The sequence below is a fragment of the Streptomyces sp. MBT53 genome, assembly GCF_016654115.1.
GTDB lineage: Bacteria > Actinomycetota > Actinomycetes > Streptomycetales > Streptomycetaceae > Streptomyces.
Genome location: NZ_JAEQAZ010000192.1, coordinates 1 through 15791 on the forward strand (window position 1 = coordinate 1; position 15791 = coordinate 15791).

Consider the following 15791-nt stretch of genomic DNA (forward strand, 5'->3'; position numbering starts at 1 on the left):
CAGCCCACCCACGGAACAGCACCCGGCGTGACCCGCACCCACCTCCGTTGTCAGTGCCGCGTGCGATGCTTTACGAGATGGCCAAGAAGACTGCGAATGACGACCCTCTCGCCCCGGTGACGCTTGCCGTGGGCCAGGAGGACCTCCTGCTCGACCGTGCCGTGCAGGAGGTGGTGGCCGCCGCCAGGGCCGCCGACGCCGACACGGACGTACGTGACCTGACCTCGGACCAGCTGCAGCCCGGCACCCTCGCCGAGTTGACCAGCCCCTCGCTCTTCGCGGAGCGCAAGGTCGTGGTCGTACGCAACGCGCAGGATCTGTCCGCGGACACGATCAAGGACGTGAAGGGGTATCTCGGGGCGCCCGCCGAGGAGATCACGCTGGTGCTGCTGCACGCGGGCGGGGTCAAGGGCAAGGCGTTGCTCGATGCCGCGCGCAAGGCGGGCGCGCGGGAGGTGGCCTGTCCCAAGATGACGAAGCCGGCGGACCGGCTGGCCTTCGTGCGGAGCGAGTTCCGGGCGACCGGGAGATCCGCCACGCCGGAGGCCTGCCAGGCGCTCGTCGACTCCATCGGCAGCGATCTGCGGGAGCTGGCGTCCGCGGTCTCCCAGTTGGTCGCCGACGTCGAGGGGACCATCGACGAGGCGGTCGTCGGGCGGTATTACACGGGGCGGGCCGAGGCGTCGAGCTTCACGGTCGCGGACCGGGCCGTGGAGGGGCGGGCGGCGGAGGCGCTGGAGGCGCTGCGGTGGTCGCTGTCCACCGGGGTGGCGCCGGTGCTGATCACCAGCGCGTTGGCGCAGGGGGTGCGGGCGATCGGGAAGCTGTCGTCGGCGCGTGGCGGGCGGCCGGCGGATCTGGCGCGTGAGCTGGGGATGCCGCCGTGGAAGATCGACCGGGTGCGGCAGCAGATGCGGGGCTGGACACCGGACGCGGTCTCCGTCGCGCTGCGGGCCGTGGCCGAGGCGGACGCGGGAGTGAAGGGCGGTGGGGACGATCCGGAGTACGCGTTGGAGAAGGCGGTCGTCACGATCGCCCGGGCGGCACGGTCGCGGGGACAGTCGTAGCGGACCCCCGGCCGACAGAGCAGGCGGCCGGTACCCGCAGGCCGACACCTGTGCGCGGATACAGCAATGCCCCCGAAGTGGGTCCGGGGGCACTGTACGTGGCGTGGCGACCACGATGTCTGTCCGTGAATCGAGGTAGAGGGCTCGACGTTGTCCTCACGGCGGATTGCTACTGGTCCGGTCCGCGCGAGCGCGGGCCGAGGCAAGTGCGGAAGGATCAGCCCTTGAGCGCGGTGACCTTGGAAGCAAGCGCCGACTTCTTGTTGGCGGCCTGGTTCTTGTGGATGACGCCCTTCGAGACGGCCTTGTCGAGCTGACGCGCGGCAGCGCGCTGGTACTCGGTGGCCTTCTCGACGTCACCCGCGGCAGCGGCCTCGCGGGCCTTGCGGATCGCGGTCTTCAGGGAGGACTTGACGGCCTTGTTGCGCAGCCGAGCCTTCTCGTTGGTCTTGATCCGCTTGATCTGGGACTTGATGTTCGCCACGAATGAGCCTTTGCAGGTTCTGGCACGGGGCCGCACGGGTCCCGGGCCGATGATTTTTCTTGGGGTGTGTCTCGTGCCGAACTCGAGCAAGAGAGGGCATGAGACACAGCCACCCAGGCTACCAGCAGCCCACTGACCCACCCAAACCGGCTTCCGCGGCCCGATCCGTTACCGTCTCGCACCGGCCCAAACCGGACCGCACCTCCCACGCGTGGGACCATGGAGCCTACGTATCGATCCGACCCGAGACCGCAGACACTGCGGACGCCTCAAGAATCAGGACCCTGCGTGCCCGCGATCCCCAGCCATGTGCCCGAGCCGAGCCGTACCGACCCGGCGCTGATCCGCAATTTCTGCATCATCGCGCACATCGACCACGGCAAGTCCACCCTGGCCGACCGGATGCTCCAGCTGACCGGAGTGGTCGACCAGCGGCAGATGCGTGCTCAGTACCTCGACCGCATGGACATCGAGCGCGAGCGCGGCATCACGATCAAGTCCCAGGCGGTGCGTCTGCCGTGGGCCCCCACCGACGGGGCCGACAAGGGCAGTACGCACATCCTCAACATGATCGACACCCCGGGACACGTCGACTTCACGTACGAGGTCTCGCGGTCGCTCGCCGCCTGCGAGGGCACCGTGCTGCTCGTGGACGCCGCCCAGGGCATCGAGGCCCAGACCCTCGCCAACCTCTACCTGGCGATGGAGAACGACCTCACGATCATCCCCGTGCTGAACAAGATCGACCTGCCGGCCGCGCAGCCCGAGAAGTTCGCGGAGGAGCTGGCGAACCTGGTGGGCTGTGACCCCGAGGACGTGCTCAGGGTCTCGGCGAAGACCGGGCTCGGTGTCGACGCGCTGCTGAACAAGGTCGTCAAGGAGGTCCCGGCGCCGGTCGGGAACGCGGACGCGCCCGCCCGCGCCATGATCTTCGACTCGGTCTACGACTCGTACCGCGGTGTCGTGACGTACATCAGGGTCATTGACGGGCTGCTCACCAAGCGCGAGAAGATCCGGATGATGTCCACGAACGCCACGCACGAGCTGCTGGAGATCGGGACGAACTCGCCGGAGATGCTTGGCGCGGACGGGCTCGGGGTCGGCGAGGTCGGCTATCTGATCACCGGTGTGAAGGACGTCCGTCAGTCCAAGGTCGGTGACACCATCACCACCCTGCACAAGGGCGCGACCGAGGCGCTCGGCGGTTACAAGGACCCCAAGCCGATGGTCTTCTCGGGTCTTTATCCGCTGGACGGGTCCGACTACCCGGAGCTGCGCGAGGCCCTCGACAAGCTCCAGCTCAACGATGCCGCGCTGGTCTACGAGCCGGAGACCTCCGCCGCCCTCGGCTTCGGCTTCCGTGTCGGTTTCCTCGGGCTGCTGCACCTGGACGTGATCCGGGAGCGGCTGGAGCGAGAGTTCGGGCTCGATCTCATCGCGACCGCGCCGAACGTGGTGTACCGGGTCGACATGGAGGACGGCAGCGAGCACGTCGTCACCAACCCGAGCGAGTTCCCCGAGGGGAAGATCGACAAGGTCTACGAGCCCGTCGTGCGCGCGACGATCCTCGCGCCGTCGGAGTTCATCGGCGCGATCATGGAGCTGTGCCAGACCCGGCGCGGCACCCTGCTCGGCATGGACTACCTCTCCGAGGACCGCGTCGAGATCCGTTACACGCTGCCCCTCGCGGAGATCGTCTTCGACTTCTTCGACCAGCTGAAGTCCAAGACCCGCGGCTACGCCTCGCTCGACTACGAGCCCACCGGCGAGGTCGACTCCAGCCTGGTCAAGGTCGACATCCTGCTGCACGGCGACAAGGTGGACGCCTTCTCGGCGATCACTCACAAGGACGCGGCGTACGCGTACGGCGTGCGGCTGGTCGCCAAGCTGCGCGAGCTGATCCCGCGGCAGGCCTTCGAGGTGCCCATCCAGGCGGCCATCGGCTCGCGGGTCATCGCCCGCGAGACGATCCGCGCCATCCGCAAGGACGTCCTCGCCAAGTGCTACGGCGGTGACATCTCGCGTAAGCGGAAGCTGCTGGAGAAGCAGAAGGAGGGCAAGAAGCGGATGAAGATGGTGGGTTCCGTGGAGGTTCCCCAGGAGGCGTTCATCGCCGTGCTGTCCAGTGACGACAGCGGTGGCGGCGCCAAGGGCAAGAAGTAGCGGGCCCGTACACCGGGATTCCGGAGCAAACCGAGACGATCCCCGGGGCCCGTCGTGCTGTCGCGCGGCGGGCCCCGCGTCCTGGCTCTGTAGGAAGCGACAGTCCGCCGCCCCTTACGCACCGGGCGGTCGCGCCTTACTCTGATCACTGCTCGATGGTTACTCGCGAGTTAAACAACAGCCGTAGCAATGAGCCAGCCGCACCGTCGCGGGCCCCGGAGGACGTCGTGAGCGACACACAGACCCTGATCGAGAACCGTCCGCCGTCCGTCGCGGGCCTCTTCCTGGAGCGCGTGGCGGCCACGCCGGACACCGAGGCCTACCGTCACCCGGTGCCCGCGGCCTCCGGCGAGGGCCCCGACGACTGGAAGTCGCTGACCTGGGCGCAGGCCGCCGAGCGGGTCTTCGCGATCGCGGCCGGTCTGATCGAACTGGGCGTACAGCCCGAGCAGCGCGTCGCGCTCGCCTCCGCCACCCGGATCGAGTGGATCCTCGCCGACCTGGGCATCATGTGCGCCGGCGCCGCCACGACCACGGTGTATCCGCAGACCAACGCCGACGAGTCGACCTTCATCCTCGCCGACTCCGGCAGCAAGATCCTGATCGCGGAGGACGCGACGCAGCTCGCCAAGGCCCTGGAGCAGCGCGCCGAGCTGCCCGAGCTGACGCATGTCGTGGTCATCGACCCGACCGGCGTCGACACCGCGGAGACCGGCGACTGGGTGCTGAGCCTGGCCGACCTGGAGGAGCGCGGTGCCGCGTACCTGGAGAAGAACCCGGATGTGATCAAGGAGCGGATCGCGGGCATCACCAAGGACCAGCTCGCGACGATCATCTACACCTCCGGCACCACCGGCCGCCCCAAGGGCGTCCGCCTCCCGCACGACAACTGGTCGTATCTCGCGAAGGCCATCGCGGCGACCGGCCTGCTCGGCCCCGAGGACGTGCAGTACCTGTGGCTGCCGCTGGCGCACGTCTTCGGCAAGGTGCTCACGTCCGGCCACATCGAGATCGGGCACGTCACCGCGGTGGACGGCCGGCCGGACAAGATCATCGAGCATCTCCCGATCGTGCAGCCGACGTACATGGCGGCCGTTCCGCGCATCTTCGAGAAGGTCTACAACGGGGTCGCGGCCAAGGCGCGGGCCGGTGGCGCCGCCAAGTACAAGATCTTCCAGTGGGCGGCGGAGGTCGCCCGAGAGTACGCCAAGGTCACCCAGGACAACTTCCGCCGCACCGGCACGGCCACCGCGCCCTTCGGTCTCGCCGCCAAGCACAAGGTCGCCGACGCGCTGGTGTACGCGAAGATCCGTGAGGCCTTCGGCGGCAAGCTGCGCGCGTGTGTCTCCGGATCGGCCGCGCTCTCGCCCGAGATCGGCTACTTCTTCGCCGGCGCGGGCATCCACATCCTGGAGGGCTACGGCCTGACCGAGTCCTCCGCGGCCTCCTTCGTGAACCCCGGCGAGGCCTACCGCACCGGCACGGTCGGCAAGCCGCTGCCCGGCACGGAGGTGCGCATCGCGGACGACGGCGAGATCCTGCTGCGCGGCCCCGGCATCATGGAGGGCTACCACGGGCTGCCCGAGAAGACCGCCGAAGTCCTGGAGCCGGACGGCTGGTTCCACACCGGCGACATCGGCGAGCTGTCCCCCGACGGCTACCTCCGCATCACGGACCGCAAGAAGGACCTCATCAAAACGTCCGGCGGCAAGTACATCGCGCCCACCGAGGTCGAGGGCCAGTTCAAGGCAGTGTGCCCGTACGTCTCCAACATCCTGGTGCACGGCGCCGACCGGAACTTCTGCACCGCCCTCATCGCCCTCGACGAACCGTCCATCCTGGACTGGGCGAAGGAGAACGGCCTCGAAGGCAAGTCCTACGCCGAGGTCGTCGCCGCCCCCGCGACGGTCGCCCTGATCGAGGGCTACGTCAAGCAGCTCAACGAGGGCCTCCAGCGCTGGCAGACCATCAAGAAGTTCCGCCTCCTCCCGCGCGACCTCGACGTGGAACACGGCGAGATCACCCCGAGCCTCAAGCTCAAGCGCCCGGTGGTGGAACGGGAGTACAAGCACCTGATCGACGAGATGTACGCGGGTTCGCGGGAGGCGTAGCGGCCTGTCGTCACCGGGGGCACGGTCCTAACGGCTGTGCCCCCGGCGCATGTTCTGCACCAGCTGCTCCATCTGCCTTACCTGGTTGGCCAGTTCGCGCACTTCGTCCACCGTGCTGGCGGCCATCTGCGTCTCGATCTCCTTGAGCCGCGACGCCAGTTCCTCGAACTGCCCCTGCTCACGGGCCAGCATCCGCTCCAACAGCTGGTTCTTCCGGTGCAGTTCGAGGAAGACGGTCACCTTCGCCCGCAGCACCCACGGATCGAACGGCTTGGTCAAGTAGTCGGCGGCGCCCGTGGCGTACCCACGGAACGCGTACCCCGCGTCCGAGTCGCTGCCGGTCAGGAAGATGATCGGGACGTCCTTGGTCTGGTCGAGCCGTTTGATGTTGGCCGCGGTCTCGAACCCGTCCATGCCCGGCATACGGATGTCCAGCAGGACGACGGCGAAACGCTGCCGCAGCAGCGCCTTCATCGCCTCCTCGCCCGAACGAGCCCGTACCAGTGGCTCGTTGAGAGACCCCAGCACGGCCTCCAGCGCGATCAGGTTGTCCTCCATGTCGTCGACCAGGAGGATGCCGGCACTCTCGTCGGTCGTTGCCTCAGCGCTCATGATGACTGTGCCTCACTCAGTCCTCGGCGGTGCCGCCGTCTCCCCGGGTACCCGCATCCGTCCCCGCGATGTCCGTCCCCCCGATGTCCGCCGCCGTGCCGTCCTCGGCCTCGGGGTCCAGGAGGGCGCAGACGACGGTCAGCAGCTGGTCCACGTCCACCGGCTTGGGCACGTAGTCGTTGGCGCCCCGCGCGATGGACTTCTCCCGGTCGCCGGGCATCGCCTTGGCGGTGAGCGCGACGATGGGCAGGCCGGTCCAGCGCGGGGCGCGGCGGATGGCGGCGATGGTCTCGTAGCCGTCCATCTCCGGCATCATGATGTCCATCAGCACGAGTTCGACGTCCGGGTTGCGCTCCAGGGTCTCGATGCCCTCGCGGCCGTTCTCCGCGTAGAGCACCGGCATGCCGACGCGGCCCAGGACGTGGGTGAGCGCGAAGACGTTGCGGATGTCGTCGTCCACGATCAACACCCGCCGCCCCGGCAGTACTTGACCGGCCCGGCCGGCCTTCCACGCCTCCAGCTTGGTGGGCGTGGGCCACGAGTCGTCCACCTCGTGCCCGGTGAACGCTTCGGACGACAACTGCTCGGCCACCATGGGCAGTTCCTGGTCCTCGGTCGTCCGCCCGGTCGCCGCGTGACCGGGGCTGACGACGGGCACGTAGAGCGTGAAGGTCGAGCCGCTGCCCGGTTCGCTCTCCGCGACGATACGGCCGCCGAGCAGCCCGGCGATCTCCCGGCTGATCGACAACCCGAGGCCCGTACCGCCGTACTTGCGGTTGGTCGTGCCGTCGGCCTGCTGGAACGCCTCGAAGATCACCGGGAGTTTCTCGGCGGCGATCCCGATGCCGGTGTCGGAGACGGCGAACGCGATGACCTCGTCGCTGTCGTGGGAGTAGCGGTGGTCGGGGTCCTTGACCCGGTTGACGCGGAGTTCGACCCGCCCCGTCGCGGTGAACTTGATGGCGTTGGACAGCAGGTTGCGCAGGATCTGTTGGAGCCGTTGTTCGTCCGACCACATCTCGCGCGGTACGTCCTCGCCGACCGACACCTCGAAGGCGAGCCCCCGGTCCAGGGTGAGCGGGCGGAACGTGGCGTGGACGTAGTCGAGGAGCTTGATGAGGGGCAGCCGCTTGGGGCGTACGTCCATCCGGCCGGCCTCGATCTTGGAGAGGTCGAGGATGTCGTTGATGAGCTGGAGCAGGTCCGAGCCGGAGCGGTGGATCGTGGTCGCGAACTGCACTTCCTGGTCGGAGAGATGACCGTCCGGGTTGTCGGAGAGCAGCCGGGCCAGGATCAGCAGCGAGTTGAGCGGGGTGCGGAGTTCGTGCGACATGTTCGCCAGGAACTCCGACTTGTACTGGGAGCTGGTCGCCAACAGGGCCGCCTTCTCCTCCAGTTCGGCGTTCGAGCGCTGCAACTCGGCCTGCTGCTTCTGGAGTTCGTCCGAACGTTCCTGCAACTGCATCGCGAGCCGCTGGGACTCGCCGAGCAGGGACTCCGTGCGGGAGTTGGCGATGATGGTGTTGATCGCGACGCCGATGGTGTTCACGAACTGGTCGAAGAACGCGAGGTGGACGTCGGAGAAGCGGGAGAACGAGGCCAGTTCGATGACGCCGAGGAGCTTGTCCTCGAAGATGATCGGGATGATGACCACGCTCGCCGGGGCGGCTTCCCCGAGCCCGCTGTTGATCTTGATGTAGTCCGGCGGGGCCTCCTCCACCAGGATCCGCTTCTTCTCCCGCGCCGCCTGCCGCACCAGACCGTGCACCGGCATACCGCCCGTGTCCACGGTCGCGGCCTGCGCGGACCCGTACCCCGCGATGAACGCGAGGCCCTTGGCCGGGATCGCGGCCCGCAGACTGTCCTCGTCGGGATCGGCCAGGAAGAACGCCCCGTACTGCGCGTTCACCAGCGGGGTCAGCTCGCGCAGGATCAGGTCGGCGACCTCCATCAGGTCCCGGTGCCCCTGCATCAGCGCGGCGAGGCGGGCCAGGTTGGACTCCAGCCAGTCCTTCGCGCGGGTCGTCTCGCGGAGGTTGGCCACCATCAGGTTGATGTTGTCCTTGAGCTCGGTGACCTCGCCCTGGGTCTCCACCGTGATCGAGCGGGACATGTCGCCCTGCGCCACCGCCGACGCCACCTCGGCGATCGCGCGAACCTGCGTGGTGAGGTTCAGCGCGAGTTCGTTCACGTTGGTCGTCAGGCGCTTCCAGGTGCCGTAGACGCCCTCCACCCTGGCCTGGCCGCCGAGTTGGCCCTCGGAGCCGACCTCGCGGGCGACCCGGGTGACCTCGGAGGAGAAGGAGGAGAGGGTGTCGACCATCGTGTTGATGGTGGTCTTGAGTTCCAGGATCTCGCCGCGGGCGTCCACGTCGATCTTCTTCGACAGGTCGCCCTGAGCCACCGCCGTCGCGACCTGCGCGATGTTCCGGACCTGTGAAGTCAGGTTGTCGGCCATGTAGTTGACGTTGTCGGTCAGGTCGGCCCAGACCCCGGAGACGCCCAACACCTGGGCCCGGCCGCCGAGTCGGCCGTCGGTGCCGACCTCGCGGGCGACGCGCGTGACCTCGTCGGCGAAGGCGCGCAGCTGCTCCACCATCGTGTTGACGGTGTCCTTGAGTTCGAGGATCTCGCCGCGCGCGTCGACCGTGATCTTCTTCGACAGGTCGCCGTTGGCGACGGCGGTCGTCACCTGGGCGATGTTCCGCACCTGTGAAGTCAGGTTCAGGGCCATGAAGTTGACGTTGTCCGTCAGGTCCTTCCACACCCCGCTCACGCCCCGCACCTGCGCCTGCCCGCCGAGGTTGCCTTCGGTGCCGACCTCGCGCGCCACGCGCGTCACCTCGTCCGCGAAGGCGGAGAGCTGGTCCACCATCGTGTTGATGGTCGACTTCAGCTCCAGGATCTCGCCCTTCGCCTCCACGGTGATCTTCTTGCCGAGGTCGCCCTGCGCCACGGCCGTCGACACCAGCGCGATGTTGCGGACCTGTGAAGTCAGGTTGTCCGCCATGAAGTTGACGTTGTCGGTCAAGTCCTTCCAGACGCCGGAGACACCCCGCACCTGGGCGCGTCCGCCGAGGTTGCCCTCGGTGCCGACCTCGCGGGCGACGCGCGTGACCTCGTCGGCGAACGCGGAGAGCTGGTCGACCATCGTGTTCACGGTGAGCTTCAGTTCGAGCAGCTCACCGGTCGCCTCGACGGTGACCGTACGGGTCAGGTCGCCGCGCGCCACCGCCGTCGTGACCAGGGCGATGTCCCGGACCTGCGCGGTCAGCCGGGACGCCATCGTGTTGACCGCCTCGGTCACATCACGCCAACTGCCCGACAGACCCTGCACCTTGGCCCGTCCGCCGAGCCTGCCCTCGGTGCCGACCTCGCGGGCGACCCGGGTCACCTCCCCGGTGAACAGGGAGAGTTGGTCCACCATCTTGTTCACGGCCCGGCCCAGCCGCCGTAGATCACCGCGCAACTGCCTGCTGCCGTCGTGGAGATCGACGCGCTGGGTCAGATCGCCGCCCGCCACCGCGTCCAGGACCCGGGTCGCGTTGGCGGCCGGGGCGACCAGGGCGTCGAGGAGCTGGTTGACGTCGTTGACGCGGGAGGTCCAGCCGCCCTGGCCGGGGCTGGCGGAGAGGCGTTCGTCGAGGCGGCCGTGGCGGATCAGCTCCCGTTTGACGCGCTGCGTCTCGGAGCTGAAGTGGGTGCTGCGGTCCATGATCTGGTTGAAGGCGGCGGTCAGTTCGGCCACCATGCCGTGACCCGTCTCCGGTGCCTTCGTGAAGTCGCCGTCGCGCGCCGCCGTCATCACGGCGAGCAGCGGGCGGAGATCCGATGCTCGAATCCAGTCCTCTTTGTGTCCGTCTTCGAGCACACGCGTAGCACTGTTCTCACTCATGGCGGCCCACTTCGGTAACTCGGCGCTTATGGCCGCGGCCAGTCTGTCACTCTGTCCGCATCGACCGAGGCGTATTCGTCCGATCTGCTCGGGGAGCTGTGCATGGGGGCAATTCCGACGCAACGGGAGACCACTTCGCGTGCTCCCGGCGCGCCCGCGCACCACGGCGCGGACCCGCGCACGACCATGCGCGCCACGCTCTCCGGAAGCCCCCTCGCGCCCGGCTCCGCCCGCGGCCTGGTCCGTGCCGCGCTCCGCGAATGGACCGAACTCGCCCTGTCCGGCACCGAACACCTCACCGACCGGCTGACCGAGGACGCGATGGTCGTCGTCAGCGAACTCGTCACCAACGCCGTCGTGCACGCCGGTACGGACGTCGAGTTGATCTGCCGCCTGGAGGACACCCGGTCCGTCGTCGTGGAGGTCGCCGACCACCACCCCTCCCGCGCCCCGCGCGACAACAGCGGTGAACCGGCGTACGAGACACCGGAGTTCGGCCGCGGACTGCGGCTCGTCTCCACGCTCGCCGAGGCCTGGGGCGTCACCTATCGCACCGGAACCAAGACCGTGTGGGCCCGGCTGCCCGCCGAAGGCCGCCCGGCCGACGAGGAGTTGGAGACCTACGGCGCCGAACGCGGCCTGCGCGTCGCCGAGATCCTCGCCCCCGAACCCCAACGCGCCGAACGCGACCGGGACTGGCTCGGCCGCGGCGCCCTCTCCTTCCTCGCCGAGGCCTCCGACCTCCTCGCCGGACAACTCGACGAGGATCTCGTCGCCGCGCTCGCCGGACAGCTGATCGTGCCGAGACTCGCCGACTGGTGCGCCGTATGGCTGGAGGACGAGGCGATGGGCCGCGGGGGCTGGGGCGAGGACGCCGGGGCCGGCGCCGGACCGCGCCTCGCCCGCGTCTGGCACGGCAGCGAGAACCGCATCGAGGAACTGCGCGGCGCCCTGGAGAAGCACCCGCCGCGCCCGCAGGACTCACTGCGGCCCGCGTCCTACCCCTGGCCCGGCGACGCCCTCGGCCCGCACGGCACCCACGGCGCGGCACTGGCGTACCGGCTGATCGCGGGCGGCCGTCCACTCGGCACCCTGGTCATCGGACGGTCCGGGCTGCCGTGCTTCCCCGACGAGGTCACCGGCCTGGTCGAGGATCTCAGCCGCCGGGTCGCGCTCGCCATCGGCGCGGCCCGCCAGTACGCCCGCCAGGCCACCATCAGCCGCGTCCTCCAGCGCGGCCTGCTGCCCGGCGCCGTAGCCGAGATCCCCGGCGTGCACAGCGCCCTCGTCTACGAACCCTGCGACAAGGGCGGCCCCAGCGGCGACTTCTACGACCTCTTCCCGGCCGGCGACGGCCGCTGGTGCTTCGCCCTCGGCGACGTCCAGGGCAAGGGCCCCGAGGCGGCGGTGGTCATCGGCCTCGCCCGCCCCTGGCTACGGCTCCTCGCCCGCGAGGGCTACGGCGTCGCCGACGTCCTCGACCGCCTCAACCAGCTCCTCCTCGACGACGCCACCGAGGCCGCCGACGCGGCGGCCCACGCCCTGGTCGCCGCGGGCGGCATGCCCGGCCCGGTCGGCGACGGCCCCCGCTTCCTCTCCCTCCTCTACGGCGAGCTGGTCCCCTTCGACGGCGGCGTCCGCTGCACCCTCGCCTCCGCCGGCCACCCGCTGCCCCTGCTCCTCGGCCCCGACGGCTCCGTCGCCACGGCCGCCCGCCCCCAGACCCTCCTCGGCGTCATCGAGGACGTCACCTACACCAGCGAGACCTTCGAACTCCGGCCGGGCGACAGCCTGTTGTGCGTCACCGACGGAGTCACCGAGCGCCGCTCCGGCCCCGTCCAGTTCGACGACGGCGACGGCCTCGCGACCGCGCTCGCCGACTGCGCGGGCCTGAACGCCGAGCTGATCGCGGAACGGATCAAGCGGCTGGTGCACGAGTTCGGCGGACGTCCGCCGGAGGACGACATGGCACTGCTGGTGCTCCAGGCGGAGTAGGCGGGCCGGGCGGAGTAGCCGGTTGTGCGGGTGGTGGAGGGGTGGCCGAGCGCCGGTCCGGGGGCCGTCCGGTTCGACGACGGCGACGGCCTCGCGACGGCGCCCACCGGCTGCGCGCCGAGCTGATCAAGTGGCTGGTGCATGAGTTCGGGGAGGGCTCCGGAGGAGGATGCCTTGGCGCGCCTGGTGCTTCAGGCGGAATGGGCGGGTAGGCGGAGGAGCCCGCCCGGTGCTGGACAATGGAGGACATGCCTTCCGCACTCCCCGACGGTGATCCCGTCCCCGACGACGGCGCCCTGCCCGCGCAGGCGCTCGCCGGGGCCGGGGACCGCCCCCTCGGGTTCTATCTGCACGTCCCGTACTGCGCGACCCGCTGCGGCTACTGCGACTTCAACACCTACACGGCGACCGAGCTGCGCGGCACGGGCGGAGTGCTGGCCTCCCGCGACAACTACGCGGACACCCTGATCGACGAGGTCCGCCTGGCCCGCAAGGTCCTCGGCGACGACCCGCGCCCGGTCCGCACGGTCTTCGTCGGCGGCGGCACCCCCACACTGCTCGCGGCGGGCGACCTCGTACGGATGCTGGGCGCGATCCGCGACGAGTTCGGCCTCGCCCCCGACGCCGAGATCACCACGGAGGCCAACCCGGAGTCGGTGGACCCCGCCTACCTCGCGGCCCTCCGCGACGGCGGCTTCAACCGCGTCTCCTTCGGCATGCAGAGCGCGAAACAGCACGTACTGAAGGTGCTGGACCGCACGCACACCCCCGGCCGCCCCGAGGCCTGCGTCTCCGAGGCCCGCGCGGCCGGCTTCGACCACGTCAACCTCGACCTGATCTACGGCACCCCGGGCGAGACCGACGACGACTGGCGCGCCTCCCTCGACGCGGCCCTCGGCGCGGGCCCCGACCACATCAGCGCGTACGCCCTGATCGTCGAGGAGGGCACCCAGCTCGCCCGCCGGATCCGCCGCGGCGAGGTCCCGATGACGGACGACGACGTGCACGCGGACCGCTATCTGATCGCGGACGAGGTGATGTCGGCGGCGGGCTTCGACTGGTACGAGGTCTCGAACTGGGCGACATCGAATTCCGGCCGTTGTCTCCACAACGAGCTCTACTGGCGCGGCGCCGACTGGTGGGGCGCGGGCCCGGGAGCGCACTCGCACGTGGGCGGGGTGCGGTGGTGGAACGTGAAGCACCCGGGGGCGTACGCGGGCGCCCTCGCCGCCGGCCGCTCCCCGGGCGCGGGCCGGGAGATCCTCACGGAGGAGGACCGCCGGGTGGAGCGCATCCTGCTGGAGCTACGGCTGCGGGAGGGCGCCCCCTTGGACCTGCTCCGGCTGGAGGGACTCGCGGCTTCCCGCCGGGCCCTCACGGACGGACTGTTGCAGCAGCAGCCCTACGACGAGGGACGCGCCGTGCTCACGTTGCGGGGGCGGTTGCTGGCGGACGCGGTGGTGCGGGACCTGGTGGACTGATCACTCGGGTGGGGTGAATCCAAGCAGAACGCCGGTTCGGTCCTTAGGCTGGTTCCTAAGCTGCCGTCGACAGAACGCGGCGGATGTGGAGGGCCACGGAGATGACTGCTGTGGATGATCGCCGAGTGCATGAGACGTTCGAGAACCTTGAGGTTCCCGAGGGTTACAAGGCTGAACTCATCCGGGGGGACATCGTGATGATGGCGGGGCCCGACAAGGTCCACAACCGCATCGTGCAGTCTGTGCAGGACCAGATTCCCTCCAGTCTCTGGGAGCGCCTCCAGACGCAGGATGTGGCCTTTCCCGGCGAGAACAGCGAGTCCCAGCCGGATCTAGTGGTCATGGAGATCGGTGCGGACGACGGTCCGGGACGACTCGTACCCGCTCCCGCCGTGACGATGCTCGTCGAGGTCGTATCGAAGACCAGCGCCCACCGGGACTACGTGGACAAGCGGTCGATCTACGCCGCAGGAGGCGTCCCTGTCTACCTGATCATCGACCCGTTCGAGGCCAAGTGCATGGTGCTGACGGAGCCGACCGGGACCGGCTTGGCGGCGAACTATCAGTCGGAGCGGACACGCAAGTTCGGTGACCTCGTAGCGCTGCCGATCGTGGACATCGACCTGGACACGACCACATTTGCCACCCTGCCGCGTCTCAGGCCGTGACGAAGTCGATCAACTCCTCCACCCTGCCCAGCAGTTCCGGCTCCAGGTCCTTGTAGGACTGGACCTTGGCCAGAATCGCCTGCCACACCGCACCGGTGTTTTCCGGCCAACCCAGCGCCCGGCACACCCCCGTCTTCCAGTCCTGCCCGTGCGGGACGCGGGGCCACGCGGCGATGCCCACGGAGGACGGTTTCACGGCCTCCCAGATGTCGATGTAGGGGTGGCCGACCACGAGCGCGTGCTCGCTGGTGACGGACTGCGCGATGCGCCACTCCTTGGTGCCCGGCACCAAGTGGTCCACCAGGATCCCCAACCGCGCGTCCGGGCCCGGGGCGAACTCGTCCACGATGGCCGGCAGGTCGTCGACACCCTCCAGGTACTCGACCACCACGCCCTCGATGCGCAGGTCGTCGCCCCACACCCGCTCGACCAGTTCCGCGTCGTGCCGGCCCTCGACGTAGATCCGCCCGGCACGGGCCACGCGCGCGCGTGCACCGGGGACGGCGACCGAACCGGATGCCGTACGGGTGGGCCGTAGCAGACTCGACGCGGGCTTCACCAGGGTCACCACGCGGCCCTCCAGGAGGAAGCCGCGCGGTTCCAGGGGGAACACCCGGTGCTTGCCGAAGCGGTCCTCCAGGGTGACCGTGCCAGCCTCGCAGCGGATCACCGCGCCGCAGAAACCGGTGCCCGGCTCCTCGACCACCAGGCCCGCCTCCGCGGGGACCTCGGGGGCCGGCTTGGGTTTCTTCCACGGCGGGGTCAGGTCGGCGGAGTACTGGCGCATTCGGATGACGATAGGAGAACCGGGGCGACCGTCGTCACGACACGCCGAAACGCGTTGCCAACGCGTCCCGTTGGGCCCGCACGAACCCCGCATCCACCACCGCTCCGTGACCGGGCACGTACACCGCGTCCTCCCCGCCCAGTTCGAGGAGGCGGTCCAGGGCGGCAGGCCAGAGACCCGGTACGGCGTCGGGGCCCGCCTGGGGTTCACCGGACTCCTCGACCAGGTCGCCGCAGAACACGACCGGCGGGTCGCCCGGCACCACGACCGCGAGATCGTGGTCGGTGTGTCCCCGGCCGTGCACCAGCAGGACCTCCGGGCCGCCGTCCAGTTCCAGCCGCAGCTGACCCTGACCCCACACGTACACGCATTCGCGGGGGTGCACGAAGACGTCCGCCGCGTTCTCCGCCGCCCGCGGGTCCAGCCCGTTGCGCACCGCGTCGGCCAGCAGCTCCTCGCCCCCGCGCTCGAACACCCCGCTCGCGCCCCCGCCCGCGAAAACCGTCGCCCCCGCGAACACCGCAGCCC

General features: G+C 69.6%; 11 protein-coding genes. 6 read left to right on the forward strand and 5 right to left on the reverse strand.

Annotation, left to right across the window (positions count from 1 at the left end; all coding sequences use genetic code 11):
• Positions 1–77 precede the first annotated feature (77 nt).
• Entirely contained in the window at positions 78–1067 is a 990-nt protein-coding gene (holA, locus tag JHN45_RS42040; protein WP_201054618.1) for a DNA polymerase III subunit delta, read from the forward strand.
• Positions 1068–1284: 217 nt separating this feature from the next.
• On the opposite strand, the gene rpsT is transcribed toward holA, so the two are convergent.
• A complete protein-coding gene (gene rpsT, locus JHN45_RS42045; protein WP_019074070.1) occupies positions 1285–1551 on the reverse strand; it encodes a 30S ribosomal protein S20 in 267 nt (88 codons plus the stop codon).
• A gap of 288 nt (positions 1552–1839) precedes the next feature.
• Between rpsT and lepA the strand changes: the two genes are divergently transcribed.
• Together lepA and JHN45_RS42055 are read left to right on the forward strand one after the other, a co-directional pair.
• Entirely contained in the window at positions 1840–3714 is a 1875-nt protein-coding gene (gene lepA, locus JHN45_RS42050) for a translation elongation factor 4 (RefSeq protein WP_200713961.1), read from the forward strand.
• A gap of 227 nt (positions 3715–3941) precedes the next feature.
• Complete coding sequence (locus tag JHN45_RS42055) at positions 3942–5825, forward strand: long-chain fatty acid--CoA ligase (protein ID WP_201054619.1); 1884 nt, start codon at positions 3942–3944, stop codon at positions 5823–5825.
• Between the two features lie 27 nt (positions 5826–5852).
• On the opposite strand, the gene JHN45_RS42060 is transcribed toward JHN45_RS42055, so the two are convergent.
• Positions 5853–6437 carry a two-component system response regulator gene (locus JHN45_RS42060; RefSeq protein WP_200713963.1) on the reverse strand — a complete coding sequence of 195 codons (585 nt, stop codon included), beginning with the start codon at positions 6435–6437 and terminating at the stop codon, positions 5853–5855.
• A gap of 16 nt (positions 6438–6453) precedes the next feature.
• Entirely contained in the window at positions 6454–10332 is a 3879-nt protein-coding gene (locus JHN45_RS42065) for a HAMP domain-containing protein (protein WP_236584703.1), read from the reverse strand.
• 102 nt (positions 10333–10434) lie between these two features.
• Between JHN45_RS42065 and JHN45_RS42070 the strand changes: the two genes are divergently transcribed.
• The 3 genes from JHN45_RS42070 to JHN45_RS42080 all read left to right on the forward strand — a co-directional run bounded on the left by JHN45_RS42070 (position 10435) and on the right by JHN45_RS42080 (position 14476).
• Positions 10435–12327, forward strand: a complete 1893-nt coding sequence (locus JHN45_RS42070) for a SpoIIE family protein phosphatase (RefSeq protein ID WP_201054620.1) — start codon at positions 10435–10437, stop codon at positions 12325–12327.
• A 248-nt stretch (positions 12328–12575) separates the two neighbouring features.
• Positions 12576–13808 (forward strand): radical SAM family heme chaperone HemW, encoded by a 1233-nt coding sequence (hemW, locus tag JHN45_RS42075; RefSeq protein ID WP_200713965.1) that lies wholly within the window; start codon positions 12576–12578, stop codon positions 13806–13808.
• Between the two features lie 101 nt (positions 13809–13909).
• Positions 13910–14476, forward strand: a complete 567-nt coding sequence (locus tag JHN45_RS42080) for a Uma2 family endonuclease (protein WP_201054621.1) — start codon at positions 13910–13912, stop codon at positions 14474–14476.
• On the opposite strand, the gene JHN45_RS42085 is transcribed toward JHN45_RS42080, so the two are convergent.
• Entirely contained in the window at positions 14466–15263 is a 798-nt protein-coding gene (locus JHN45_RS42085) for a DUF3097 domain-containing protein (protein WP_201054622.1), read from the reverse strand. The genes JHN45_RS42080 and JHN45_RS42085 overlap by 11 nt on opposite strands.
• 34 nt (positions 15264–15297) lie before the next feature.
• Positions 15298–15791: MBL fold metallo-hydrolase (locus tag JHN45_RS42090; RefSeq protein WP_201054623.1), on the reverse strand; the 494-nt coding region annotated here is incomplete at its 5' end.